Source organism: Geobacillus sp. TFV-3 (assembly GCF_009901865.1).
Taxonomy (GTDB): domain Bacteria; phylum Bacillota; class Bacilli; order Bacillales; family Anoxybacillaceae; genus Geobacillus; species Geobacillus thermoleovorans_A.
This window is the reverse complement of the sequence record NZ_MPSP01000001.1, coordinates 2414681-2439062: the sequence shown is the minus strand read 5'-3', so window position 1 is coordinate 2439062 and position 24382 is coordinate 2414681. Positions and strand designations below refer to the sequence as shown.

Below are 24382 nucleotides of genomic sequence, written 5' to 3'. Positions count from 1 at the left end.
GCAGGGAAAGAGGAGAGCGCAAATTCAGGGGGTATTTATCTAAAAATATTGAATATTTCTTCTCATAGAGGTATAGTAGAAGTAGAAAGAACATACTAACCGGTTGGTATAAAGGGAGGGGAGTATATGGATTTTTCCTATTCACCAAAAGTAAAAGAGCTGATCAAAAAATTAAGCGCTTTCATGGAGGAGTACATTTATCCGAATGAGAGGGTGTATGAGGAACAGCTGAACGCCCAAGAGTCGAGATGGTCGGGCGTGCCGCCGATCATGGAAGAATTGAAGGAAAAGGCGAAAAAAGAAGGGCTGTGGAATTTGTTTTTGCCAGACAGCGAATACGGCGCGGGATTAACGAACGTCGAATACGCGCCGCTTTGCGAAATTATGGGCCGTTCGCTCATCGCTCCGGAAGTGTTCAACTGCAATGCGCCGGATACCGGCAATATGGAAGTGCTCGTCCGCTACGGCACAGAGGAGCAAAAGAAAAAATGGCTGATCCCGTTGTTAAACGGGGAAATTCGTTCCTGCTTTTCGATGACCGAGCCGGACGTTGCGTCAAGCGATGCGACGAACATTCGCGCCTCGATCGTCCGCGACGGTGATGAGTATGTCATCAATGGACGGAAATGGTGGTCGTCCGGGGCTGGCGACCCGCGCTGCAAAGTCGCCATCGTGATGGGAAAAACGAACCCCAATGCGCCAAAACATGAGCAACAGTCGATGATCATCGTTCCGCTCGATACACCAGGAGTGCAAATCGAACGGATGCTGCCGGTGTTCGGCTTTGACCATGCGCCGCACGGGCATGCCGAAATTACGTATGACCATGTGCGCGTGCCGAAAGAAAACATCATTTGGGGCGAAGGAAAAGGGTTCGCCATCGCTCAAGGTCGGCTTGGCCCGGGGCGGATTCACCATTGCATGCGCTTGATTGGTGCGGCGGAGCGGGCGCTTGAACTCATGTGCCGGCGTGTACAGTCGCGGGTGGCGTTCGGCAAGCCGCTCGCTGAACACGGCGTCATCCGAGACTGGATCGCCCAGTCGCGCATTGAGATTGAGCAGGCGCGCCTGCTGACGCTAAAGGCGGCGTACATGATGGATACGGTCGGCAACAAGGCGGCGCGCAAAGAAATTGCCATGATTAAAGTAGTGGCGCCCAACGTTGCTTTGAAAGTCATCGACCGCGCCATTCAAGCGTTCGGCGCCGCCGGGGTGAGCAACGATTTTCCGCTTGCCGCCATGTGGGCGAACTCGCGCACGCTTCGTTTGGCCGACGGACCGGATGAAGTGCATAAAGAGCAAGTTGCCAAGCTTGAATTGCGGCCATATCAACAATAAAGGGAGAGGAAGTGGCCATTATGCATGTGCTTGATTTATTCAAAATCGAAGGAAAAACCGCCATCGTGACCGGCGGCGGGCGCGGGCTCGGCGAGCAAATCGCCGTCGGCCTTGCCGAAGCCGGGGCGAACGTCGTTATTTGTTCGCGGAAAGTGGAAGCGTGTGAGCAAGTGAAAGAAAAGCTTGAACAACTCGGCGTCCGCTCGCTGGCGCTAAAGTGCGATGTGACGAATCCAGAGGAGGTCAAACATGTCGTCGAAACGACCGTCAAAGAGTTTGGCGGCATCGACATTTTAGTCAACAACAGCGGAGCGACGTGGGGAGCGCCGGTCGAGGAAATGCCGCTTGAAGCATGGCAAAAGGTGATCAACGTCAACGTTACCGGCACGTTTCTCATGAGCCAGGCGGTCGGCAAGGTGATGATCGAAAAACAAACGGGCGGCGCCATTGTCAACATCGCTTCCGTCGCCGGCCTTGGCGGCACGCACCCGGACATTTTAAATACGATCGGCTACAACACAAGCAAAGGCGCGGTCATTACGTTTACGCGCGATTTAGCGGCCAAATGGGGCAGATACGGCATTCGCGTCAACGCGGTGGCGCCGGGCTTTTTCCCGACGAAAATGTCAAAAGTCATTCTTGAACAAGTGGGGAACAAAGTGCTCGAGCATACGCCGCTCGGCCGCTTTGGCGGAGACGATGATTTGAAGGGGGCTGTCTTGTTTCTCGCCTCGCCGGCGTCTGCGTTTGTCACGGGGGCGCTGTTAGTTGTTGATGGCGGCAGCCATGCGACCGGCATTTAACAAAATGAAAAAAGGGGGAAACGCAAATGAGCAAGAAACGGGCGTTGTCTCTTTATCCGGAGCACATTTCGTTCAATATGGATATTCCCGACAAAACGGTATGCGATGTACTGCATGAGCGGGCGGCGGAATTCGGCTCCCAGCCGGCGCTGACGTTCTATGACAAGACGATGACGTACGCCGAGCTTGAGGCGGCGGTCAACCGCTTCACCTCGAGTCTGCAGGCGCTTGGAGTGCAAAAAGGCGACCGTGTGGCGATCATGCTGCCGAACTGCCCGCAATATGTCATCGCTTACTATGGCATTTTGCAGGCGGGCGCCATCGTCACCCAAGTGAATCCGATGCTTGTCGAACGTGAGCTTTCCTATTTGCTGAACGATTCCGGAGCAGAGATGATCGTCATTTACGAACCGCTTTATCCGTGCCTTGCCGCCGTCAGAGGTGAGACGGCCGTCAAGCAGGCGGTCACCGTCAGCTTCGGAGCGCCGCCATCCGTTGCGCTGGATGAAGGAGATGTCACGTTTGACGAATTTCTTGCCGCAGGAAGCGGTGCGGTGCGCCCGGTGCTGATCGAGCCGGCGCACGACGTCGCGGTGTTGCAATATACTGGCGGGACGACGGGGCGCTCAAAAGGAGCGATGCTCACCCACCGCAACATTTTCGCTAACGTCTTGCAGTGCGCCGAATTTTTCAAAGGGACATTTGAGTTCGGGAAAGAGCGATATTTGACCGTCATCCCGTTGTTCCACGTGTTTGCGATGACGTCGGGAATGAACTTGGCCATTTACCAAGGGGCGGAAAACATTTTGCTGCCGCGCTTTGATCTGACAGAAGTGTTGGAGACGATTCGCGACAGGCAGCCGACCGTGTTTCCAGGCGTGCCGACAATGTATGTCGCCATCACGAATACGCCGGGGGTTGAGCAGTACGGCATCGGCAGCATTAAAACATGCAACAGCGGCAGCGCGCCGATGCCGCTTGAATTGATGCGCGATTTCGAAGCGAAAACGGGAGCGGTTGTCCTTGAAGGATACGGATTGTCCGAAGCCTCGCCAGTGACGCATTGCAATCCTCCGTTTGCGGCGCGCAAGCCGGGCACGGTTGGCATCGGCATGCCGCTGACTGAGTACAAAGTCGTCGACGTGGCGACCGGTACGCAAGAGTTGCCGCCAGGCGAAGTCGGCGAGCTGATTATCCGCGGACCGCAAGTGATGAAAGGCTATTGGAATATGCCGGAAGAAACGGCGGCGGCGTTGCGCGACGGCTGGCTGTACACTGGCGATTTGGCTTCAATCGACGAGGAAGGGTATGTGACAATCGTCGATCGGAAAAAAGATTTGATCATCGCCGGCGGCTATAACATTTATCCGCGTGAAATAGAAGAAGTGCTGTACGAACATCCAGCGGTGAAAGAGGCAGCGGCGGTTGGCGTGCCTGATTCATACCGCGGCGAAACGGTGAAGGCGATCATCGTCTTAAAAGATGGAATGCAGGCAAGTGAAGAAGAGATTCTTGCCCATTGCCGGAAAAACTTAGCGGCGTACAAAGTGCCGCGCATCGTCGAGTTCCGTGCCGAACTGCCGAAGACGAACGTCGGGAAAATTTTGCGCCGCGCCTTGCGTGAAGAAGCGTCCCGATCGCAATAACGTTGCGGCTTTCGGCCAAGTCCGAAGCGGGCTTGGCCGTTTTATGGTACAATAGCTGACAGCAACCATATTAGACAAGAGGTGTAAAAACGTGAAGGAGAAAATTATGGCTGTCAGCATCGAACTATTTGAGCAAAATGGGTTTAGCGAAACATCGATCCAAGACATCGTTGACGCCCTTGGGGTGACAAAAGGGACGTTTTATTACTATTTTACAAGCAAAGAAGAACTGTTGATGGATATTCACCTTCGCTACATTGAACGGCTGCTTGACGAAGAGGAGCGCATTATAAGCGATCAACAGCGCTCGGTGCGGGAGAAGCTATATGATATTATCTTCATGCTCATCCATAATGTCGAACGGCAAGGACGGGAAGCGCGCATTTTTTTTCGCGAAATGAAACATTTGAATGAGGAGCATTTACACAAAGTAAAAGAAAAGCGCGATTTGTTTCGTCATCGGTTGCAGGCGTTAATTGAGGAAGGAATGAAAAGCGGTGAACTGCGCCGCGATTTGTCGCCATCGATCGCCACGCTTACCGTGCTTGGGGCGGCCAATTGGAGCTACCAATGGTTTCGCCCGGACGGTGAGCTGACCGATGCCGAGGTGGCGAAACAGATGGTGGTGATTCTGCTTGATGGCATGAGCGCGTCGTCTGTCTCGAAAACCGAGTGACAAGAGAGACAAACAAGTGCCGAGCCGATGGGGGGATCAATGGACGCTGTCCGTGCGGCAGCATGGCGCGCTTGAATTGTTGACCAAGGGGGAAAGAGAGAGATGACAGCGATTATTCCAGTGCGCAAGGGGGAAGAACTGCCGGCAGGGAAGCTGGCCAAGTTTTTGCGCACGGTTCTGCCGGACATGCCGGATGGGGAGCTTGAGATCCAGCAATTTTCCGCCGGCCGGTCGAATTTGACGTATTTGCTCCGCTGCGGAGAGTGGGAGGCGGTGCTGCGCCGGCCGCCGTTGGGCCCAGTGCCGCCAAAAGCGCATGATATGAAGCGGGAGAGCATATGGCTTTCGGAAATCCATCCGCTGTTCCCGCTCGCACCGAAACCGTTCTATTTTTGCGAAGACGAATCGGTGATCGGGAGCCCGTTTTTCGTCATGGAGCGGCGGCATGGCGTCGTGATTGACAGCGATTTTCCTGACGGCATCACTCCAACGGAGGAGGTTTGCCGCGGCATCTCCGAGACGATGGTCGAGACGCTTGTCCGCATCCACCAAATCGACTATACCCAAACGCGCCTTGTGCAGATGGTGAAGCCGGATGGGTTTATGGAGCGGCAAGTGCACGGATGGATTCAGCGCTATGAGCGGGCCAAGACGGATGATATTCCGGAAGCCGAGGCGCTGATGAAGTGGCTCGCTTCCCACATCCCACCGCAGCGCGAAGCAACGGTGATTCATTATGACTTTAAGCTGAACAACGCTTTGTTTGCCAAAGATGACGTAACGAAAATGGTCGGTTTGTTTGACTGGGAAATGTCGACCGTCGGCGATCCGCTTGCCGATTTAGCGGTGGCGATGAGTTATTGGATTGAAGAAGATGATCCGCCGCTTGTGAAAAATGGATTTGGCCGCGCGCCGGCCACCGTCCGTCCCGGTTTTTATACGCGCGAGCAGTTTATTGAGGCGTATGCGAAAAAAAGCGGCCGTGATGTATCTCATATACACGTTTATTTAACGTTTGCCTACTTTAAACTAGCAGTCATTTGCCAGCAAATTTATTACCGCTATCGCCGCGGACAGACGAACGATGAGCGGTTTCGCCATTTTGGCCAGTTTGTCGAAGCGCTCATTGAGCATGCATGGCAGCTGGCGACAGGACGGTGAGGCGGCGTGATGACAAAAGTGCATGTCGTGCTGCGCAAAGAAGACATTGATGAGATGGCGCTTGCTGATCGAAAGGTGGCTGTCGTGTTTGATGTTTTGCTTGCCACCTCGTCTATTACAGCAGTGCTCTCTGCCGGCGCTCGTTCAGTGATCCCGGTGCGCGATGCCGAGGAGGCCAAGGAGATCGCGTTTCGCTTGCCAGAGGGCAGCTATGAGCTCGTCGGCGAATGCCAAGGACGGACGATCGACGGTTTTCATCCGCCGGCGCCGCTGTTTTTGCAAACGGTTTGTCCAGGGAAAACAGTCGTGCTATCGACGACCAATGGAACGGTGGCGATTCGCAGAGCCCAAGCGGCTCGCGCGGTGTACGCCGCGAGCTTGCTGAACAGCCCGGCGGTCAGCGAGTATATTTGCCGTTTACATCAGGAAGAGACGATCATTGTAATTTGTTCCGGCTCGTCCGGCCGTTTTTGCCTAGAAGACTTTTATGGCGCCGGCTACTTTGTGCACTGCTTGGTCGAGCAAGGGATCAACGCCGCGGAGCTGTCCGACAGCGCGACGGCCGCATGGCTCTTTTACCGGCAATATTCGGATGAAGGAAAGGCGAAAGAAGTGTTGTCTGCCTCGCGCGTCGGCCGTTGGATGACGGCGTACGGCTTGGAAAAAGAAATCGACTACATCAACCGGCACGGGTCGCTTTCTGCCGTTCCAAAACTTGAGCTGGGGCCGTTCGGCCCGGAACTGCGCGATATGGCGTCAACAAAAGCAACGAAAGAGGGGGTATCGCCATGAAATTTGTCCAATTCGTTGAATACGGTGGACCGGATGTCTTGCGTGTTTGCGAAGGCGAACGTCCGAAGCCCTCGGGGCGGCAAGTCGTGATTGAAGCTGAAGCGATCGGCGTCAACTATGCGGATACAGCCCGACGGGAAGGCCGCTATGTCGTGCCGACGCCGCTTCCGTTCGTACCCGGGACGGAAGTGGCCGGTGTTGTCCGTGAAGTCGGCCCGGAGGTGCAAACCGTCCGCCCGGGGCAACGCGTCGTCGCGTTGATCGAATCGGGCGGCTATGCGGAATTTGTCGCTGTCGATGAACGGGCGGTCGTGCCGCTTCCGGCTGGCATGGATGCCCGGCAGGCGGCGGCTTTGCCGGTGCAAGGGCTAAGCGCCTACCATATTCTCAAAACGATGGGCCGCTTGGAAGAAGGGGAGACGGTGCTTGTTCACGCCGCAGCCGGCGGCGTTGGAACGATTGCCGTCCAATTGGCGAAACGGTTCGGCGCCAAAACAGTCATCGCCACGGCAAGCACGGAGGAAAAACGAGCGCTCGCCAAGCAGCTTGGCGCTGATGTTGCCATTGATTATACAAAAGACAGTTGGGCTGCGGCTGTGATGGAGGCGACCGGTGGGCGCGGCGTCGATGTTGCTTTGGAAATGGCGGGCGGCGATGTATTTCATCAGACGCTCGATTGCCTCGCTCCGTTCGGCCGCCTAGTCGTATATGGGGCGGCGAGCGGGGAAATGACGCGTCTCAATCCGGTCCGGCTGATGGCGAAAAACTGGTTGGTGATCGGCTTTTTCCTGCCGCAAATCATGAAAAAGCGGGTGTTGTACGAACAAAGTTTGCGGGAATTGCTCGCGTGGGTGCAGGAAGGAAGCCTGAAGCTGATGATCGGCGGCGTTTATCCGCTCGAGCAGGCCGCCGAGGTGCATCGGCTTTTGCAAGGACGGAAAACGCATGGCAAGCTGTTGCTCGTCCCCTAAAGTAAAGAAGAGAGGGTTGACCCAAAAGCGTCATTCCTCTTAAACGAAATACAACATATTGTCAATAATTCATTGTTTCGTGATCATATATGGGGATGGAAAAGGGTGTCCCGATCCTTTTGGGACACCCTTTTCTTGTATATTCCCCTAAAGCCAATGGTGAACAAAAGACGAAAGAAAAACAGCCTTTTTCTTATGGGGGAATGGCGGCCTAAACCGATACGATTTTTGAAAACCGTTACGGTCTGCGGCGCTTCGTTTGGATATACCGCTCGAGCCGGTCGAGCCCTTCTTTGAGCACATCGAGCGAATAAGCGTACGACAGGCGGACATGGCCTTCACCGTATTCGGAAAAGGCGCTGCCGGGAACAAGGGCGACGCCGGCGTTTTCGACGACATCGAGAGCAAAATCAAACGAAGACATGCCAAAGGCGGCGATTGACGGAAACAAGTAAAAGGCTCCATCCGGCTTCTCGACCGGCAGCCCCATGGCGGTGAGACGACTGTAGGCATACTCAAGCCGCTCGGCGTAGGCGGCGCGCATCGCCTCGGCGTCGTGTTTGCCGGCGGTCAGCGCCTCCACCGCCGCTTTTTGGCTGATCGATGACGTGCACGAGACGCTGTATTGGTGCACTTTCACCATTTGTTCAACGGCGAACGCCGGAGCGAAGACAAACCCGATGCGCCAACCGGTCATGGAGTGCGATTTGCTTAATCCGTTGATGACGATCGTCTGCTCCGGCAGCCATTCGGCGATCGAGCGATGGCGTCCGCGGTAAACGAGCTCGCTGTAAATTTCATCGGAGACGATCCAAATCGGTCGTCCTTTCAAAAGTGAAGCGATGTTCTCAAGCTCTTTGGCCGACAGCGCCGTCCCGGTTGGATTTGATGGGTATGGAAGAACGAGGCAGCGCGTATTGTCCGTGATATAAGGCGCAATAAGCTCAGCCGACAGACGGAAACCATTTTGTCTTGTGTCGATGTACACCGGTTTCGCTCCGCACAGGCGGATGAGCGGTTCATAGCCAGGATAGACTGGCGCGGGAAGAAGCACTTCCGTCCCTTCCTCCAAAATCGTGCGAAACGCAACATCAAGCGCTTGGCTGGCGCCGACGGTGGCGATGACTTCGTCCGGCGTGTAGCAAAGGCCGTACTTGTCAGCGACGAATTGGCAAGCCGCCTGGCGCAGTTCCAACAGGCCGGCGTTCGCTGTATATGTCGTGAAATCGGCGGCGATTGCCTCCTGAGCGGCTGCTTTGACATGATCGGGCGTTGGGAAATCAGGCTGGCCGATCGTAAGTGAAATGAGCCCTGGGCGGTCGGCGACAAGGTTGAAAAATTGGCGGATGCCTGATAACTGAATGGCTTGAACGCGTGGTTGAATGAGGTGTTTCACGGTTGTCCACCTTTCTTTTTTATTTCTATTGTACCATTGGCGTGGAAAACGAAAAAACAAAAATGAGCCCCTTTCCGTCCGGATGGTTCCCACAAACGGAAATGAGGCTCACTTGGTCATTGACGATTCACTTTCCAACTTCGTTCGCTCCTTTTACGCGCCGTATTGTTTCAACAGGTCGTTATATTGGGCGGAAAGCTTGAAAAACAACGGCTTGTTGCCGGCCGCGAGCGCTTCATCAATTTGTTCCATCAGCTTTTTTCTTTGAAACTGGAAGATCGCTTCTTTCAGCACTTGTTCGGCCATCGGCCCGTAGCTGCTTTTTTCTTCCGGTTGGTTGAACAAAACGGCGCCTTCATTCGGGTATTGTTTTTCGTACATGATTCAGTCCCTCCCATATGGGAACGAAACAGTTCCCTTTCTTATATTATCGTCGTTTTTGATGCTAATGTAAAGAAAATTTAGATAAATATTTTTTGTCAATTTTTTCTCTACATGATTTTTATACCCGTTTTTTGTTGGGACTTAACAGTTTTTCGGTTATGATAAGAGGAGAACAAGGCGAAGGTGATGGCGATGATTCGCACGTGTGTCGTGACAAAAGAATTTGAGATTTTGTATGATGTTGACTTAACGCTTGTCAACAGCCCGGACGTCTCATGGTATTGGGTTGACTTTCATGAGCCGACGGATGAGGAATCGGCGCTGCTCGCCTCCTTTTTCCGTTTTCACCCACTGGCGATTGAAGACTGTCTCGAATATGTGCAGCGGCCGAAGCTCGATTTTTATGACCGCTACTTGTTTGTTGTGCTTCATGCCATTGCCGGGATGACGCTGGAGGCTGAGGAAGTCGATTTGTTTGTCGGGCAAAACTTCATCGTTTCGTTTCATAAGTCGCCGATTCATGCCGTCGACGAGGTGTGGGAGCGGTTGAAGCATGAAGAAGATATTCAGCAGGGGCCGTTTCACGTCATGTACCGGCTGATCGACAAGCTTGTGGATGATTATTTTCCACCGCTTTATCATATTGAAGACGTGCTGAACGATTTAGAGGAGAATACGAACAATGAACCGATTCACGACATTATTGAAAAAGTGTTTGACATCCGCGGCGATTTATCGAAGCTGCGCCGAACGATCGTGCCGATGCGCGACTTGTTGTACCGCATCATCCATTCCGACCGGCTGCAGCGCATGAAAGAACGGCAGCTGTACTTTCATGACATTTATGATCATTTGCTGAAGCTGTCGGAAATGATTGAGACAAACAGAGAAATTACCGCGGATATCCGCGACAGCTATTTATCGCTCAACTCGAATCGAATGAATAATATTATGATGACATTTACAGCCATTACGACCATTTTCATGCCGCTCTCCTTTATTGCCGGCATTTATGGGATGAACTTTGATTATATGCCTGAATTGCACTGGAAGTACGGATACTTTGTTGTATTGGCGGCCATGGCGGTGATCGGGATGACGATGTTCGTCTGGTTTAAGCGCAACGGCTGGTTTCAGTTGTTGAAAAGCGACTGGGCGAAGGAGGAGCGGGAGCGCCGCCAATAGCTGTATAAAACAGGCTGTTCCCCTCATATACATAATTACATCATGACGGCAGCGTAAGAGCGAAGGAGGGGAATCGATGGCAAGAGGAATTTGGGGCGTCGACTCGGCGCAAGTCGTAACGGATCAACTGTTTCAATGCGTGCGGACGGAGCTTGGCTATCCGAAATTTTGGGGCCGCTATTTGTCGGAAGTGCCGAATGTGTCCGAAGGGTTGACGCGCGACGAGATCGCCCGCATTCGCAACTACGGGGTGAAAGTGCTGCCGATTTATAACGCCTTCCGCGAAGCGGTCGGCTATGCGAACGGGCAAGTGGCGGCGCGCAACGCGCTGTTCCATGCGCGTCGGCTTGGCATTCCAAAAAATAAGCTGCTGTTTGCTAACATTGAAGATTTTTTTCCTGTGGATGCCGCTTGGATCGCCGCCTGGGTGGAAACGCTCTATCCGACCGGATATCGCCCGGGTCTGTATGCTGACCCGACGAAAGGGGATTTCGCTGCCGCCTATTGCGAGGCGGTCAGCCGGAACAACCAAGTGGCGGTGCAGGCAGTCATTTGGAGCGCCGCCCCAAGGACGGGAACGACGAAAGAGCAGAAAGCGCCGCGCTACCAGCCTGCCGCCCCGCCTTGCAGCGCGAACGTCTGGGTGTGGCAGTACGGCCGTGATGCGGAAGAGTGCCCGGTTGATACGAATTTGGCCGATCGCCGCTTGCTTGATTTTTTGTATTGAACAAAGCCGTTGCCAAAAAACAACCGCTTTTTTAGGGGGTGTGAGGCATTTGAAATTGTTGACGGTTGCGCGCTTTTCTTTTCATGTTTTTCATGTTTTTCATGTCAATCGATTATATTAGTAATTAGGAAAAAAGGGGGATGAAAAGAGAATCGGGCGGTGTGGCGAAACAAAGCGGTGATCGGAAAGGAGGGGGGAATATGGATCGATCTGTCGCCTCGCTGTTGGATCTCATCCACGAACAGTACGAACGATGGAGGACGGGACCGCCGCTTGACGGTGCGGAATTGGCCCGATTTTTCAATGCTGTCGGCCGGACGGCGGCGGTGATTGGTCGCAGCGACATCGCTGCTGAAGCAGAGCGGCTCATTCATCGGTTGAACGGCCAAACGGAACGGCAATGGACAGCGGAGGAGGCGCTGATGGAGATGGCTCCTCTCCTTCGCTGCTTCTATGAAGCCGGCAAAGGGGCTTCTGCCATCATTCCCTCTTCGCACTGCCAAGGACCGAAAGCAGCTGTTCTCCTTTGTGGAAATGATCCCCTGTTTTTTGCTTACGTCCGCGTCGCCCTGCAAACCGTGCCATGGCGTTTCACGACGATCCCCTCCCTTCAGCAGGCCGCCGCGTCAATGTTTCGCATCAGCCTGGATTGCATCATCGTCAGCGTGAAGGAGGGAGAGTGGGAGAATCCGGACTTGGCGGTTTTGCTTGAGCGCGCCGGACAGCGCCCTTATCTTCCGATTGTCATTGTGAGCAGGGACGAGGGCAAAGAGGGGCGGTTGAAAGGGTATGAGCTTGGCGCGGATGATGTCATCACCATCTCAGCGGCAGATGAACTGTTCGTTCGCGTTCGCCGGCTCATTGAAAAAAAACGAAAAATCGATGACCTTGTTCTCATTGATGAATTGACGGGCGTATACAACCGGAAGTATTTGCCGCGGGTATACGTCCGTCTTCGGAGCGACCTCGAGCGTTACGGAGCGCCAAGCTGTTTGGCGTTGCTTGATTTGGACCATTTCAAACAAGTCAATGACCGCTTCGGCCACCTTGCAGGCGATGCGGTGTTGCAAAAGCTGGCTGCCTTTTTGCGCCAACATACACGTGGAGTGGATACGGTCGTTCGCTTTGGTGGCGAAGAGTTTGTCGTTTGGCTGGCCAAAACGTCCAAAAGAGAGGCGCGTGCAGTGCTTGAGCGGATGCGGCGCCAGTTCGCCGCCGAAAAGGTCGAGGCGGATGGCGCACTTCTATCATGTACGTTTTCCGCCGGTTTGGTCGAGTGCGATGAACCGGATCGGCCGCTTGACTATTGGCTGCGTCTGGCCGACAAGGCGCTGTATGCGGCGAAACGAGGCGGCGGCAATCGGATCGAAGAAGCGGTGCGGGAGGAAAACGGGTCTTCGGATGAGGCCCTCCGTCAAGCGCCAACGGATCGGCGGCGATGGAGGGTTGCCATCGTAGACGACGATGAACTCGTGCGGATGATGATCGCCGATCTTGTCTGCAAGCTTGCTGCTGAGCAGAAGAGGGAAGCAGACATTTGCGAGTTCGACGACGGCCTTTCGTTTCTTGAATCTCCGTTTTATCAAAGCGGGCGGCAATCTGTCGTCATTTTGGACCGGGTGATGCCAAAAATGGACGGGCTTGAGGTGCTGAACCGCCTTCGTCAAGAGCGAAAGCCATACAAGGTGATGATGCTGACGTCGCGCCAAGATGAGCGGGATATTGCCCATGCGCTGAACCGAGGAGCGGACGAATATGTGACAAAGCCGTTCAAATGGCTTGAGCTTGAGGCGCGGCTGCGCCGGCTGCTGAAGGAGCTGGATGCGTAATGGCGCTGTTGGTCGTTACGGCGGCAGCGGTTGCTTTATTCACCTTGTTGTCGAATTTGTTCCTGTATTTGGTTGTGCGCAAATGGAGGGAAAACCGGCGCCAAGCTCGGATATGCGCTTATAAGGAACGACACCGGCTTGGGCTGCTTCGGTATTTGCTCGGCGAGGAGGAACAACTGTTGTTGCCGGCTTCGCCGCTTGAGCGGGAAGCGATGATCGAACTGCTTGACCATTTTGCCGCCCTTTTGAAAGGAGAACAGGTGCAGGCGCGCATCCGGGCGTTGGCGGAGGAGCATTTTCAAGGATGGCTGCGCCGCCGGCTGTCAAGCCGTCATTGGAGCGAGCGGATGAACGCGCTGTTTTTGATCGAGGACTTGCGGATGAAAGTGATGGTGCCGGAGATGGAGCGGCTGTACCGCTCCGACCGGGTGACGAGGGGGGAAGAGGCAAAGCTGTTGGCTATTTTCGCCCAATTTGACTATAGCCCGGTGGTGGCCTATGTGCTTGAGCCGAAATACGAATTGACCGAGTTTGCGTACCGGGTCATTTTTGGCCATATGAGTGAGCGGCTGCTTCGGCAGGTGGAACAGCGATTTGATGAGCTGCCGCCGGCGGGGAAATGCGCGTTCGTGGATATGATCGGCATCCGCCGGCGCGAGGAGCGGTCGTTTTTGCTGGAGCTCTTGGCATCAGATGAGTTGGAGCTCCGCGTTCGAGCGCTCAAGGCGATGGCGGAAATCGGCATGAAGCTTGAAGCAGCAAGGCTCGAGCAGCATTTGTGCTCCCCCTATTGGCAAGAGCGGCTGATGGCCGCCCGTCTTGCGGGAAAATGCCGCGAAGAGCGGCTTCTTCCGTTGCTGTATGAGCGGCTTAGCGACCGTTCATTTGTCGTTCGTTCCGAAGCGGCGGCGGCCATCGCGCGTCTGCCGGGGGGCCGGGCTGTGCTGCGCATCGCGGCGCGCACAGCATCGGACCGTTACGCCCGCGATATGGCGAGGCAGTGGCTTCGAGGGGAGGAATAATGGTGGAAGCATGGCGTGCGTTTCTCTCGATCGCAGGACACATTGTACTCATTTACATGATAATCGTTCTCCTTTTTTATGCTTTTTTGCTTATTGTCTCTTTTATCCATTTGCGCCGCGTCCATCGCCTCGATGATTGGGAGCCGTATGAAGAGCTGCTCGACGCAAGCTATGCCAAACCGGTGTCCATTCTCGTTCCCGCTTATAATGAGGAAGCCGGCATCGTCGGCTCGGTGCGGTCGCTGCTCGCCATTGAATACCCTGAGTACGAAGTCATCGTCATTAATGATGGGTCGACTGACAAGACGCTTGAGCGGTTGATCGATCATTTTCATCTGAAGCCGGTCTATCGCGTCATTCGCCGCCAGCTGGACGCAAAGGACGTCAAAGCGGTTTACCGGTCGCCTGATTATCCGCATTTGTTTGTGCTGGATAAAGAAAACGGCGGGAAAGCGGATGCGCTGAACGCTGGAATCAACGCTGCCCGTTATCCATACATTTGCTCGATTGACGGCGATTCGGTTTTGGAGCGGAGCGCATTTTTGAAGGTGATGAAACCAGTGCTTGAATCTGACGGAGAGGTCATTGCTTCCGGAGGAAGCGTCCGCATCGCCAATGGCTGCCGGATTGAACGCGGCGAAATCGTCAAGGTCGGTTTGTCGCGGCGTCCGCTCGTCATTATGCAAACGATTGAATATTTGCGCGCGTTTTTGCTCGGCCGTCTCGGCTTAAGCCGACATAACTTGCTGCTGATTGTTTCCGGAGCGTTCGGCGTCTTTTCCAAACATTGGGTGATTGAAGCCGGGGGATATGCCGATACGGTTGGCGAGGATATGGAACTCGTTGTCCGCCTGCATCGATTGGCGCGGGAAAAAAACGAGACGAAAAAAATCATCTACATCCCTGACCCGGTTTGCTGGACGGAAGCGCCGGAAACGTATGGGGATTTGCGCCGGCAGCGGCGGCGTTGGCATCGCGGGCTGCTTGAGAGTTTATGGCTCCACCGGTCGCTGCTGTTCAATCCGAGGTACGGTTCGATCGGTCTTCTTTCGCTGCCGTATTTTTGGTTCATTGAGCTTCTCGGACCGGTCGTTGAATTGATCGGCTATATCGTGGTTGTTTTTTCATTGTTTCTCGGGAGCATGTACGTGGAGTTTGCTCTTCTGTTGCTGACGGTTTCTGTGTTGTACGGTTCGTTTTTGTCGGCCGCTGCCGTCTTGCTTGAAGAATGGACCGAGCGGAAGTTCCCGAACGTCTCTGATTTAGTGCGGCTTTTTTTCTTCTCGCTGACCGAGACGCTTTGGTACCGGCCGCTTACCGCTTGGTGGCGGTGCGAGGGGGTGATCGACGCTGTGCGCCGAAAAAAGCAATGGGGGAGCATAAAGCGGAAAGGGGTCTCAGCGTAGCCGACAGAACAGCGGCTAGCTTGTTTGTTTTAGAAGGCCGGTGATTGAACAGGGAAGGCGGCTCAATCATGTTTTTCCTCAAATAGAAAAAACTTATGGATATTGTTCTTCTCTTCATTCGAGAATCATCGATTTAGAGAAAATGGTTGCTTTTCACCGGCCTCTTCCTGCAGCGAAAAGGAGAGGGGGTTTCATTGCAGGACAGGGCGGGCGAAAAAGCTGGTTAACCATGAAGCAAATGAGACATCGATGCCCCTGTTGCCGACCCGGCGTTAAGATGTGCCCGTGTTGAAAAAAACCGGCGTCCGCTTAATAGCGGTCGCCGAGCCGTTTAAATGCGGGTCTTGTCAGTCGTTTCGGCTTTTGTTCCGGATTTTCCTTCAGTCCGGTGTAGGCGATGAGAATGGCTTTTGCCTCCGACAGCGGCATCCGAGCCGGAGGGTTGCGGTACGAATCGTTGAGAGCGCCAAGGTGCGGAAGGGCGGCGAAATCTTGTTTTGTCGGTGGGATGTGGAAGTAGTAGTCGCCGACGGCGACGAGCACGTCGGATTGCTGTTGGCTGTATTTCGGATTGCGGGAAAAATGGAGGCCCACTTTTTTCGCTTTGCCCTCCTCAAGCAGCTTCTCGATCGCTTTTTTCTTCAGAAGATAAAGAAACGAAGGGTTCAATGCTGTTTTGGCATGGCGGTTGACGGTAAAAATCGCTTTGGCAATATTGTCGACCGTCAATTGCACCGGTTTCATCGGCATGTCTCCTTTTTTTCTTTCTATTATAACATAGGAAGCGGCGTTGTTGGACGGTTTGTCCTACCTCTAGCTGGGGGTAAGCGAAAAAACGGTCAACTCCGGCGGAGCGAAGAAGCGAAGCGGCACCCGCGTCGTGCCAAGGCCGCGGTTGACGTACAATAAGAGCCCGCCGACGTGGTAAAACCCTTCATAATACCGCTCAGACAGCGGCGGTGTGATGAGGGGCCCGATCAACGGCAACTGAATTTGCCCCCCGTGGCTATGGCCGGACAGTTGAACGTGAATAGGAAAGCGGCGCGCCTCAATGGCACCGTCCGGCTCATGAACGAGGGCGATCGTATATGTCGCCGGCGGAATGCCGTTCGTCATTTTCGACCAGTCCGGGCGTCCGAGCATCATATCGTCGCTGCCGGCGATGGCGATCGCGTCATGGCCGCGTCGGACGAGTGCATGCTCATTGACGAGAACGCGGAATCCGGCCCGTTCCATCAATCGACGGTAAATATCTGTTCCATAGCCGCCGTGATCATGGTTTCCGTAAATACAAAATTTACCAATAGGAGCACGGACACTGGCCAACGCCTCAGCGACCGCGTCGACGTGCGGATACCGGTTCGCCTCATGGAGCAGATCGCCTGTGAATACGACGAGATCGGGCCTGAGTTCGTTGATGCGGCTGATAATGCGGTAAAAGCGTCTCAAGCTGTAATAATGGCCGAGATGGAGATCACTGAACTGCAGCAGCTTGACGCCGGCAAACGACTTTGGGATCAGCGGATGCGACAGCGCATGGTGCGTCACGGTCAGCTCAGCTGGCTCAATCCAGCGGGCGTAGCCAGAGGCGGCTGCCGTCGCCAGCGCTGCGCTGAAACTTGTACGCGCCAGCTTTTTCAAAAAGGCGCGCCGGCTTAGTTTGGTTGTTTCGATATGGTGCATCGTTTCCTCGTCCTTTCACAAGTAGCTTTATTATAACGAAAAGGGGGAGAGAAGGACAATAGGGGAACAATGATGTTCGAATATTCCACTATTTTATGGTATGATAGAAATGAATGAATAATCAGTCATAGGAGGAGAAATGGATGAACGGAAAAGTGATCATTGTGACCGGCGGGTCGAGCGGAATGGGGAAATATATGGCGAAGCGGTTTGTTTCTGAGGGGGCCAACGTCGTCATTACGGGAAGGCGGGCCGAGGCGCTCGAAGAGGCCAAATGGGAAATCGCTGCGCCGGATGGGGGACAAGTGCTTACGATTCCGATGGATGTGCGCAACCCGGAACAAGTGGCGCACATGGTGGAGCGGACTGATGCGGAATTCGGCCGCATCGATGCCCTCATCAACAATGCGGCGGGCAATTTCATTTGCCCGGCGGAAAAGTTGTCGATCAACGGCTGGAACAGCGTCATTAACATTGTGTTAAACGGCACGTTTTACTGCAGCCGGGAAGTCGGCAACTACTGGATTCAGCGCGGTTTAAAAGGAAACATCATCAACATTATCGCGACGTACGCTTGGCATGCCGGCGCCGGGGTCATTCATTCCGCTTGCGCGAAAGCTGGAGTGCTGGCCATGACGCGCACGCTTGCTGTGGAATGGGGGAAAAAGTACGGCTTCCGCGTCAATGCGATCGCTCCCGGACCGATCGAACGGACCGGCGGAGCGGAGCGGCTTTGGGAATCAGAGGAAGCGGAGCGGATGACGTTGGAAAGCGTGCCGCTCGGGCGGCTCGGGACGCCGGAAGAAATCGCGGCGGTCGCTTCGTTTTTGCTTTCGGATGAAGCCGCTTACATCAACGGTGCTTGTATCACTGTCGACGGCGGTCAATGGCTAAATCGGCGGCCGTTTTAATCAAATTTGCAGATGCGCCTTCACCCAAAAGGGATTGCAGGCGGTATTTCTTCATTATATCGCGGACAACCGGCTCATTGCACGCAACGGCTTTTGTCACAAGCGGATTCCCTGCTGTCAGGGGAGCCGCTTTTTTTGCGTCAGGAACGATTGGGCAATATGCTATAATAAAGGCAAAGATGGTCGATGGAAATGAGGTGAGCACGATGGATGCATTAGACGTTATGGCCAACTTGCCGCAAGTGATCCCGCACTATCAACCGATTTTCAGCGCCGATGAGCATGGGGTCGTCGGCTATGAAGTGCTCGGTCGGTTTCAAACGGAAACAGGGCCGGTCAGCCTTGGACCGTTTTTTCATGATGAAACCATTCCAGAAGAATTTCGCATCGAAGTGGATGATGTCGTCACGAAAAAGGCGCTCGACTATTTTCTGTCGCTTGATGATCAAACGCTGCTCATTTTTTTAAACCGCGATGCCAACTTGCTGATGCTTGACCGCGGCGAATCGTTTTTGCAGCTGCTTCTCTCCTATGAAGCGAAAGGGTTGGCGCTTAGCCGCATTGTTTTGGAAATCAATGAGCAGCATTTCAAGGGAGACGTCGATCAGCTCAGCCATTTATTGACGTATCTTCGTACATACGGTGTGAAAGTGGCGGTCGACAACATCGCCGAACATAGCATTCATCTTGAGCGAATCGGCGTCTTGTCGCCTGACATTTTAAAAATCGATTTGCGTGAATTGCGGAAAACGTCCGTTCATCAAGCATACCAGGAAATCGTTCACTCGATTTCGCTGTTGGCACGCAAAATCGGAGCGACGCTCCTGTATGAGGACATCGAAACGTCGTTTCAGCTTCAGTATGCTTGGCGGCATGGCGGCCGCTATTATCAAGGGTATTATTTGGCCAAGCCGGCGCCTGAGGTTGTACCGCGCGATTTGTTGAAAGACTTGCTCCGCCAAGAGTGCCATCGCTTCATCCAGCAGGAAAAGAAAAAGCTTGAAACGCTGTATCAAATTGCTGAGCAATTTCAGCAGCGGATCAGCGCGTTGCTTGGCAAATACAAAAAAGCCGCCGATTTTAACGAGCTCATTTTCCTGTTGGCCGGCGAGCTCGACGATGTTTGCTTCCGCATTTATGTTTGTGATGAGGACGGCTTCCAGCAGTCGGGCAATATGTTCAAGCGCGGCGGCCGGTGGGAGCTTCAGCCGCAATATTATATGAAAAACTGGAGCTGGCGCCCATATTTTTTGGAAAACATTATTCGTATGCGCTCGCGCCGAAGAGGGATTTTGTCCGATTTATACACGGATATTGAAACAGGGGAAACGATCCGGACGTATTCGTATCCGATCGATGAGCGCCATTACTTGTTTATTGACTTGTCGTACAGCTATTTGTTTGAGCATGACGCCCATTATTGATTGCATAAAATCGCCTCATTGCGGCAAAGTAAGCATGAGGTGAAACGTATGGCACAGCTGACTTTCGTATTATCTGTCCTTTCTGTATTGATTGCGGTGGTTGGATTTATCTATACGGTCCGTCTCGGCCGCCAGCAGCGCTGGCAAGGAGAGCTTGACGGGCCGATCCCGAAAACGGTCGAGGAGCATGCCTATTTGCGCAACCCGATATTGCTTGCGTATGTGCTCGCCGTCTTGCTTGCTGTGTTTGCCATCGGTTATTTGGCGCTTCGATATTATTGAAAGGAAGGTGTCCCAACAGAGGCGGGACACTTTTTTTGATGGCCGCCATGCACAAAATATTACGCATCTGTCTGCTTTAAAGAGAGAAAACCGTTTTTTGGTCGCTTGGAAATGACGGTTTTTTCCACGACTTTTTTCCTTTGCCGGCGAATATATATGGAAGCGGAAGAGGCAAAGGGGGAATGGAGATGGCGAAGCGGCTGCCGACAAGGCTGTCGGGCGAGGAGGCGGCGTTATTGCTTGACGTTTTGTTCAGCCAGCAATATGCACTTGAGCTCATTCGCTCTGAGCTGGCGGATATCGAAAACGGAGACAAGGCGGTCGATGAACATCGGTACCGGCAGCTGTTGCGTTTATACGACCGCCTGTTGACAGAGGAAGAGGAAGGATAAAAGTTGTTGTGCACTATCGCTTCGCAGGAAGCGATAGTCTTTTTATGGTATGATAACAGTGTGGAGAGGAGAAGATGCAGAAGAAAGGCGGAACATCGGCATGACATGGGAACACAATGAATTCATGCAAATGACGGTCAAGCCATTTCTGATTCCGGCGGATAAAGTGGCGCATGTGCAGCCGGGAAATTATTTGGATCATGCGCTGCTCGTCCTTACGAAAACCGGCTATTCGGCGATTCCGGTATTGGACACCTCTTATAAGCTTCACGGGCTCATCAGCATGACGATGATGATGGATGCGATTTTAGGATTAGAGCGCATCGAATTTGAACGCCTCGAGACGATGAAGGTTGAAGAAGTGATGAACCGAAACATTCCGCGCTTGCGGCTTGACGATAGCCTGATGAAGGCAGTGGGGCTTATTGTCAACCATCCGTTCGTGTGTGTGGAAAATGACGACGGCTATTTTGCAGGCATTTTCACTCGACGGGAAGTGCTGAAGCAACTGAATAAACAGCTGCGCAAGCCTAATGGCGGCCGGCAGCCAGGCCGAAAAGAAGATGAACAATGAGCAGAAAAGTAATCGTGTGCAATAACAAGCGCAGCTGGCTTTGTTTCAGTTTTTGTGCGACTCGCACTGATGCTTGGGCGCCGATCAACGATCCAATAGCCAAGAACGGAGCGATGTGCCAGTTCACATGGCCACTGTATAGATAAGACGTTAGTGCGCCAAAGCAGCTGATGAACGTTTGGAATCTTGTCAGCGCCATGGCCGATAAGTAATCCATGCCGGCGCGCAAGTAGGCATACATGAGCATGGCGGCTTGGCCAGGGCCAAACATGCCATCATAGACGCTAATGCCGCAGAGAATGGGATATAAGGTTTTAGGGAGAGCAGGAGCCGATGCTGCTTGCTCAGGCTGTTTTTTGAAAAGTTGCAAACATAATGCGAACATTAACAAAATAATGGCGATGATGGTCATCGTTCGTTCAGACAGCAGCGAGGCGATGGCTCCTCCTGTTGCTCCCCCGCCGAGACTCATTGGGATGATCAGCAACAATTGTTTCCAACGAATGCTTTGCTGGCGAAATAGGACGAAGAAGCTGGAAAACGAGCTGATTGTATTGGAAAACTTGGCGGCGGAAATGGCTTGATGGATAGGAACGCCAATCATAAGCAAAACGGGCATGCCAATGAGGCCGCCGCCGCCAGCTAATGTACCAACGAATGAAGCAGCAAATCCAACGAGGACAAACAGTACCCAGTCCATGCAAGGCAACCCCTTTCTACAAGCGTTCTACAGCTATTGTATTCATTTTATGGAAATAAGAAAATGTTGAAAAAATGGATGAAAATGATAAGAAAAACTTATCAAAAAGGGTGATAGCTTGAATATTTCAGGGTACGAAATACTCGCCGTCTTGGCGGAAGAATTAAATATGAGAAAAGCGGCAGCTCGGCTGTATATTACTCAGTCCGCATTGTCCCAACGGCTGCAGGCGATAGAAGCCAGCTGGAATGTGAAAGTGTTCATCCGGTCCCAGCGAGGTTTACTGTTAACACCAGAGGGGGAAAAAATTGTCCAGCTGGCGAAAGAAATCGTGCAGAAAACGAACAAAGTAAAAGAAGAGATCAAACAACTGACCGGACAAATAAGCGGAACATTAACACTAGCGGTTGTTTCCATAGTTGCACAGCATTGGCTACCCGCAGTTTTAAAAACGTTTATGATGTTATACCCAAATGTAAATGTGTCGTTGACAACTGGGTGGACAAGCGAAGTCTTAAGCAGCATGTATGAAAATCGGTTTCAACTCGGAATTGTTCGCGGAAAGCCAAATTGGAGCGGGATTGCGACACGTTTATTTACGGATCAGTTATATTTAGTAGACAAAAAAATTCAATCTCTGGAGCAGCTGCGCCATACCGACCGGCCATTTATTCAATTTAAAAGCGATTCGACCTATTCGCTGCATATCCAACAATGGTGGCATGAACAATTTCAAGCCCTGCCGCCGCGAACAGTGATTGTCGACCAAATCGAAACATGCAAACAGCTTGCTTACCATGGAGTTGGCTATGCGATTTTACCGGAAATTGCTTTAGATGACCGAGAACAACATCTTGTTCATATGATTCCGCTAAAAAATAAGCAAGGTGAACGGATGACGAGAGATACATGGCTTATCAGCTCGGAAGCAGCGTGGCAGCTTCCGCAAGTACAAGCCTTCGAGAAGGTGCTGCAAAATTTTATTCCATGAATTAGGCTTGTCACGATGATCTCTGTTTTGCTAAAGTAAAGAAGAATAGAGATGTAAAGGAGGATATCGCCCATGAAGATGATGGACGCCAATGAAATCATTTCATTTATTCAAAACAGCAAAAAATCAACGCCTGTTAAAGTATACATAAAAGGGAATCTCGAGGGCATCGATTTCGGCTCAAGCGCGAAAACGTTTATTACCGGCAACGTCGGTGTCGTGTTTGGCGAATGGCAAGACATTCAAGCCGCAATCGAAGCAAATCACGACAAAATCGAGGATTATGTCGTCGAGAACGACCGCCGCAACTCGGCCATTCCGCTCTTGGATTTGAAAGGCATCAAGGCGCGCATCGAGCCGGGCGCCATCATCCGCGACCATGTCGAAATCGGCGACAACGCCGTCATTATGATGGGGGCGGTCATCAACATCGGCGCCGTCGTCGGCGAAGGAACGATGATTGATATGAACGCGGTGCTCGGCGGCCGGGCGACGGTCGGGAAAAACTGCCATATCGGCGCCGGCGCGGTGTTGGCGGGGGTGATCGAGCCGCCATCAGCCAAGCCGGTCGTCATTGAAGACGATGTGCTCGTCGGGGCAAACGCCGTCATTTTAGAGGGCGTCACCGTCGGCAAAGGAGCGGTTGTGGCTGCCGGTGCGGTCGTCGTGGAAGATGTGCCGCCGTATACGGTTGTCGCTGGCGTGCCAGCGCGCGTCATTAAGCAGATCGACGAGCAAACACGGGCGAAAACAGAGATTAAACAGGAGCTTCGTCAATTATAATCACAACAAAGGGGGGTGTCCCAAAAGGATCGGGACACCCTTGCTCATCACCATATATCGCCACGAAACAATGAATCATGCGCAATATGTTGTATTTCGTTTGAGAGGAATGACGCTTTTGGGTCAGCCCCTTTTTTGCTCATGGAGGAGAGAGAGGATGGAAACGATCAGTCCGTTTGTCGCCATTCGCCGCGACTTGCATCAAATCCCGGAGCTTGGGTTTCAGGAGTTTAAGACGCAGCAATATTTGCTTCGCTATATCCAGTCCCTGCCGCAAGAGCGGCTTCAAGTCCGGACGTGGAAGACCGGGATTTTCGTCAAAGTCAACGGAACATCGCCGCGCAAAACGATCGGCTACCGCGCCGATATGGACGGGCTGCCGATTCGCGAGGAGACCGGCTTGCCGTATCGGTCGAAACATGAAGGGCGCATGCACGCGTGCGGCCACGATGTGCATATGAGCATCGCTCTTGGTGTGCTCACTCATTTTGCTCATCATCCACTGAAAGACGATTTGCTGTTTGTATTCCAGCCGGCCGAGGAAGGACCGGGCGGAGCAAAGCCGATGTTAGAAAGCGACATCATGCGGGAATGGAAGCCGGATATAATTGTCGCCTTGCATATTGCGCCGGAATATCCAGTCGGCACGATTGCAACGAAAGAAGGGTTGCTGTTTGCCAATACGTCGGAGCTGTTTATCGACTTGAAGGGGAAAGGCGGCCACGCGGCGTTTCCGCATTTAGCGAATGACATGGTCGTCGCCGCCTGCGCATTGGTGACGCAGCTACAGTCGATCGTCGCCCGCAACGTCGATCCGCTGGATAGCGCGGTCATTACGATCGGAAAAATTGCCGGCGGGACGGTGCAGAACGTCATTGCCGAGCACGCCCGGCTCGAAGGAACGATTCGGACGCTGTCGACTGCAGCGATGCAGAAGGTAAAGAGGCGGATTGAAGCGATCGTGCATGGCATTGAAGTCGCGTACGAGTGTGAAGCAGCCATCGATTATGGTGCCATGTACCATGAAGTGTACAATGATCCGGAGCTGACAGCGGAATTTATGAAGTTTGCCGAGACGCACGGCGGCGTGAACGTCATCCGCTGCAAGGAGGCGATGACCGGCGAGGATTTCGGCTATATGCTGGCGGACATCCCGGGTTTTATGTTTTGGCTTGGCGTCGCCTCGCCATATGGGCTGCACCATGCGAAGCTGGCCCCGGATGAAGCGGCGATCGACCGCGCGATCGCTTTGTTAATCGGCTATTTTTCCTGGAAAGGAAATGAGGAAGTATAGTTCCGCCTCCGT

At 53.2% G+C, this 24382-nt stretch carries 25 protein-coding genes; 20 read left to right on the top strand and 5 right to left on the bottom strand.

Annotated features, from left to right (window positions below; translation table 11 throughout):
• Window positions 1-126: 126 nt before the first annotated feature.
• The 7 genes from BJQ97_RS12285 (at window position 127) to BJQ97_RS12255 (ending at window position 7387) form a co-directional block, all read left to right on the top strand.
• Window positions 127-1338, top strand: coding sequence for an acyl-CoA dehydrogenase (locus BJQ97_RS12285; protein WP_160156796.1), 1212 nt, complete (start codon window positions 127-129; stop codon window positions 1336-1338).
• Window positions 1339-1358: 20 nt separating this feature from the next.
• Window positions 1359-2141: an SDR family oxidoreductase gene (locus tag BJQ97_RS12280; RefSeq protein WP_160157611.1), complete on the top strand. Its 783-nt coding sequence runs from the start codon at window positions 1359-1361 to the stop codon at window positions 2139-2141.
• Window positions 2142-2167: 26 nt separating this feature from the next.
• Window positions 2168-3787 carry a long-chain-fatty-acid--CoA ligase gene (locus tag BJQ97_RS12275; protein ID WP_160156795.1) on the top strand — a complete coding sequence of 540 codons (1620 nt, stop codon included), beginning with the start codon at window positions 2168-2170 and terminating at the stop codon, window positions 3785-3787.
• 91 nt (window positions 3788-3878) lie between these two features.
• Window positions 3879-4463: a TetR/AcrR family transcriptional regulator gene (locus BJQ97_RS12270; protein WP_483867021.1), complete on the top strand. Its 585-nt coding sequence runs from the start codon at window positions 3879-3881 to the stop codon at window positions 4461-4463.
• 102 nt (window positions 4464-4565) lie between these two features.
• The gene (locus BJQ97_RS12265) at window positions 4566-5624 is read left to right on the top strand and encodes a phosphotransferase family protein (protein WP_160156794.1); all 1059 of its coding nucleotides are present in this window, start codon (window positions 4566-4568) and stop codon (window positions 5622-5624) included.
• A 9-nt stretch (window positions 5625-5633) separates the two neighbouring features.
• Window positions 5634-6416, top strand: a complete 783-nt coding sequence (locus tag BJQ97_RS12260; RefSeq protein ID WP_160156793.1) for a 2-phosphosulfolactate phosphatase — start codon at window positions 5634-5636, stop codon at window positions 6414-6416.
• Complete coding sequence (locus BJQ97_RS12255; RefSeq protein ID WP_160156792.1) at window positions 6413-7387, top strand: quinone oxidoreductase family protein; 975 nt, start codon at window positions 6413-6415, stop codon at window positions 7385-7387. Before BJQ97_RS12260 ends, BJQ97_RS12255 begins: the two co-directional genes overlap by 4 nt.
• A 238-nt stretch (window positions 7388-7625) precedes the next feature.
• Here BJQ97_RS12255 and BJQ97_RS12250 read toward each other — a convergent pair whose 3' ends face one another.
• Complete coding sequence (locus BJQ97_RS12250; protein WP_160156791.1) at window positions 7626-8783, bottom strand: aminotransferase A; 1158 nt, start codon at window positions 8781-8783, stop codon at window positions 7626-7628.
• Window positions 8784-8936: 153 nt separating this feature from the next.
• Window positions 8937-9164, bottom strand: coding sequence for an IDEAL domain-containing protein (locus tag BJQ97_RS12245; RefSeq protein ID WP_044743265.1), 228 nt, complete (start codon window positions 9162-9164; stop codon window positions 8937-8939).
• Window positions 9165-9353: 189 nt separating this feature from the next.
• Here BJQ97_RS12245 and corA point away from each other — a divergent pair, with 189 nt between their 5' ends.
• The 5 genes from corA to BJQ97_RS12220 all read left to right on the top strand — a co-directional run bounded on the left by corA (window position 9354) and on the right by BJQ97_RS12220 (window position 15336).
• Complete coding sequence (gene corA / locus BJQ97_RS12240; RefSeq protein WP_044736108.1) at window positions 9354-10352, top strand: magnesium/cobalt transporter CorA; 999 nt, start codon at window positions 9354-9356, stop codon at window positions 10350-10352.
• 76 nt (window positions 10353-10428) lie between these two features.
• Window positions 10429-11079 carry a glycoside hydrolase domain-containing protein gene (locus BJQ97_RS12235; RefSeq protein ID WP_160156790.1) on the top strand — a complete coding sequence of 217 codons (651 nt, stop codon included), beginning with the start codon at window positions 10429-10431 and terminating at the stop codon, window positions 11077-11079.
• Window positions 11080-11219: 140 nt separating this feature from the next.
• Window positions 11220-12908 (top strand): GGDEF domain-containing response regulator, encoded by a 1689-nt coding sequence (locus BJQ97_RS12230; RefSeq protein ID WP_236567252.1) that lies wholly within the window; start codon window positions 11220-11222, stop codon window positions 12906-12908.
• Window positions 12908-13930, top strand: coding sequence for a HEAT repeat domain-containing protein (locus tag BJQ97_RS12225; protein WP_160156789.1), 1023 nt, complete (start codon window positions 12908-12910; stop codon window positions 13928-13930). The genes BJQ97_RS12230 and BJQ97_RS12225 overlap by 1 nt, the downstream gene beginning before the upstream one ends.
• On the top strand, window positions 13930-15336 hold the full coding sequence (locus BJQ97_RS12220; RefSeq protein WP_160156788.1) for a glycosyltransferase family 2 protein: 1407 nt from the start codon (window positions 13930-13932) through the stop codon (window positions 15334-15336). Before BJQ97_RS12225 ends, BJQ97_RS12220 begins: the two co-directional genes overlap by 1 nt.
• Before the next feature lie 309 nt (window positions 15337-15645).
• On the opposite strand, the gene BJQ97_RS12215 is transcribed toward BJQ97_RS12220, so the two are convergent.
• Window positions 15646-16080 carry a YkyB family protein gene (locus BJQ97_RS12215; protein WP_160156787.1) on the bottom strand — a complete coding sequence of 145 codons (435 nt, stop codon included), beginning with the start codon at window positions 16078-16080 and terminating at the stop codon, window positions 15646-15648.
• Between the two features lie 69 nt (window positions 16081-16149).
• Window positions 16150-17019: a metallophosphoesterase gene (locus BJQ97_RS12210; RefSeq protein ID WP_160156786.1), complete on the bottom strand. Its 870-nt coding sequence runs from the start codon at window positions 17017-17019 to the stop codon at window positions 16150-16152.
• A gap of 143 nt (window positions 17020-17162) precedes the next feature.
• Here BJQ97_RS12210 and fadH point away from each other — a divergent pair, with 143 nt between their 5' ends.
• From fadH to cbpB, 5 genes are all read left to right on the top strand, one after another.
• Window positions 17163-17930: a 2,4-dienoyl-CoA reductase gene (gene fadH / locus BJQ97_RS12205; RefSeq protein ID WP_160156785.1), complete on the top strand. Its 768-nt coding sequence runs from the start codon at window positions 17163-17165 to the stop codon at window positions 17928-17930.
• Between the two features lie 206 nt (window positions 17931-18136).
• Window positions 18137-19354 (top strand): EAL domain-containing protein, encoded by a 1218-nt coding sequence (locus BJQ97_RS12200; protein WP_160156784.1) that lies wholly within the window; start codon window positions 18137-18139, stop codon window positions 19352-19354.
• Window positions 19355-19402: 48 nt separating this feature from the next.
• Complete coding sequence (locus BJQ97_RS12195) at window positions 19403-19636, top strand: hypothetical protein (RefSeq protein ID WP_160156783.1); 234 nt, start codon at window positions 19403-19405, stop codon at window positions 19634-19636.
• A 188-nt stretch (window positions 19637-19824) separates the two neighbouring features.
• On the top strand, window positions 19825-20028 hold the full coding sequence (abbA, locus tag BJQ97_RS12190) for an antirepressor AbbA (protein ID WP_160156782.1): 204 nt from the start codon (window positions 19825-19827) through the stop codon (window positions 20026-20028).
• A gap of 100 nt (window positions 20029-20128) precedes the next feature.
• Window positions 20129-20602: a cyclic-di-AMP-binding protein CbpB gene (cbpB, locus tag BJQ97_RS12185; RefSeq protein ID WP_160156781.1), complete on the top strand. Its 474-nt coding sequence runs from the start codon at window positions 20129-20131 to the stop codon at window positions 20600-20602.
• Here cbpB and BJQ97_RS12180 read toward each other — a convergent pair.
• Complete coding sequence (locus BJQ97_RS12180; protein WP_160156780.1) at window positions 20559-21302, bottom strand: sulfite exporter TauE/SafE family protein; 744 nt, start codon at window positions 21300-21302, stop codon at window positions 20559-20561. The genes cbpB and BJQ97_RS12180 overlap by 44 nt on opposite strands.
• 118 nt (window positions 21303-21420) lie before the next feature.
• Here BJQ97_RS12180 and BJQ97_RS12175 point away from each other — a divergent pair, with 118 nt between their 5' ends.
• The 3 genes from BJQ97_RS12175 to BJQ97_RS12165 all read left to right on the top strand — a co-directional run bounded on the left by BJQ97_RS12175 (window position 21421) and on the right by BJQ97_RS12165 (window position 24370).
• Window positions 21421-22293 (top strand): transcriptional regulator CcpC, encoded by an 873-nt coding sequence (locus BJQ97_RS12175; protein WP_160156779.1) that lies wholly within the window; start codon window positions 21421-21423, stop codon window positions 22291-22293.
• Window positions 22294-22365: 72 nt separating this feature from the next.
• Window positions 22366-23076 carry a 2,3,4,5-tetrahydropyridine-2,6-dicarboxylate N-acetyltransferase gene (gene dapD / locus BJQ97_RS12170; RefSeq protein WP_160156778.1) on the top strand — a complete coding sequence of 237 codons (711 nt, stop codon included), beginning with the start codon at window positions 22366-22368 and terminating at the stop codon, window positions 23074-23076.
• A 157-nt stretch (window positions 23077-23233) separates the two neighbouring features.
• A complete protein-coding gene (locus BJQ97_RS12165; protein WP_044731861.1) occupies window positions 23234-24370 on the top strand; it encodes an N-acetyldiaminopimelate deacetylase in 1137 nt (378 codons plus the stop codon).
• Window positions 24371-24382 lie beyond the last annotated feature (12 nt).

What these genes read in the sequence shown, in the direction of transcription:
- BJQ97_RS12220 (WP_160156788.1), top strand. Translation starts at nt 13,930, where the DNA reads ATGGTGGAAGCATGGCGTGCGTTTCTCTCGATCGCAGGACACATTGTA.
- BJQ97_RS12235 (WP_160156790.1), top strand. Translation starts at nt 10,429, where the DNA reads ATGGCAAGAGGAATTTGGGGCGTCGACTCGGCGCAAGTCGTAACGGAT.
- abbA (WP_160156782.1), top strand. Translation starts at nt 19,825, where the DNA reads ATGGCGAAGCGGCTGCCGACAAGGCTGTCGGGCGAGGAGGCGGCGTTA.
- BJQ97_RS12165 (WP_044731861.1), top strand. Translation starts at nt 23,234, where the DNA reads ATGGAAACGATCAGTCCGTTTGTCGCCATTCGCCGCGACTTGCATCAA.
- dapD (WP_160156778.1), top strand. Translation starts at nt 22,366, where the DNA reads ATGAAGATGATGGACGCCAATGAAATCATTTCATTTATTCAAAACAGC.
- BJQ97_RS12260 (WP_160156793.1), top strand. Translation starts at nt 5,634, where the DNA reads ATGACAAAAGTGCATGTCGTGCTGCGCAAAGAAGACATTGATGAGATG.
- BJQ97_RS12280 (WP_160157611.1), top strand. Translation starts at nt 1,359, where the DNA reads ATGCATGTGCTTGATTTATTCAAAATCGAAGGAAAAACCGCCATCGTG.
- BJQ97_RS12215 (WP_160156787.1), bottom strand. Translation starts at nt 16,080, where the DNA reads ATGAAACCGGTGCAATTGACGGTCGACAATATTGCCAAAGCGATTTTT.
- BJQ97_RS12195 (WP_160156783.1), top strand. Translation starts at nt 19,403, where the DNA reads ATGGCACAGCTGACTTTCGTATTATCTGTCCTTTCTGTATTGATTGCG.
- BJQ97_RS12285 (WP_160156796.1), top strand. Translation starts at nt 127, where the DNA reads ATGGATTTTTCCTATTCACCAAAAGTAAAAGAGCTGATCAAAAAATTA.
- corA (WP_044736108.1), top strand. Translation starts at nt 9,354, where the DNA reads ATGGCGATGATTCGCACGTGTGTCGTGACAAAAGAATTTGAGATTTTG.
- BJQ97_RS12180 (WP_160156780.1), bottom strand. Translation starts at nt 21,302, where the DNA reads ATGGACTGGGTACTGTTTGTCCTCGTTGGATTTGCTGCTTCATTCGTT.
- BJQ97_RS12255 (WP_160156792.1), top strand. Translation starts at nt 6,413, where the DNA reads ATGAAATTTGTCCAATTCGTTGAATACGGTGGACCGGATGTCTTGCGT.
- cbpB (WP_160156781.1), top strand. Translation starts at nt 20,129, where the DNA reads ATGACATGGGAACACAATGAATTCATGCAAATGACGGTCAAGCCATTT.
- BJQ97_RS12265 (WP_160156794.1), top strand. Translation starts at nt 4,566, where the DNA reads ATGACAGCGATTATTCCAGTGCGCAAGGGGGAAGAACTGCCGGCAGGG.
- BJQ97_RS12200 (WP_160156784.1), top strand. Translation starts at nt 18,137, where the DNA reads ATGGATGCATTAGACGTTATGGCCAACTTGCCGCAAGTGATCCCGCAC.
- BJQ97_RS12225 (WP_160156789.1), top strand. Translation starts at nt 12,908, where the DNA reads ATGGCGCTGTTGGTCGTTACGGCGGCAGCGGTTGCTTTATTCACCTTG.
- BJQ97_RS12245 (WP_044743265.1), bottom strand. Translation starts at nt 9,164, where the DNA reads ATGTACGAAAAACAATACCCGAATGAAGGCGCCGTTTTGTTCAACCAA.
- BJQ97_RS12275 (WP_160156795.1), top strand. Translation starts at nt 2,168, where the DNA reads ATGAGCAAGAAACGGGCGTTGTCTCTTTATCCGGAGCACATTTCGTTC.
- fadH (WP_160156785.1), top strand. Translation starts at nt 17,163, where the DNA reads ATGAACGGAAAAGTGATCATTGTGACCGGCGGGTCGAGCGGAATGGGG.
- BJQ97_RS12230 (WP_236567252.1), top strand. Translation starts at nt 11,220, where the DNA reads ATGAAAAGAGAATCGGGCGGTGTGGCGAAACAAAGCGGTGATCGGAAA.
- BJQ97_RS12210 (WP_160156786.1), bottom strand. Translation starts at nt 17,019, where the DNA reads ATGCACCATATCGAAACAACCAAACTAAGCCGGCGCGCCTTTTTGAAA.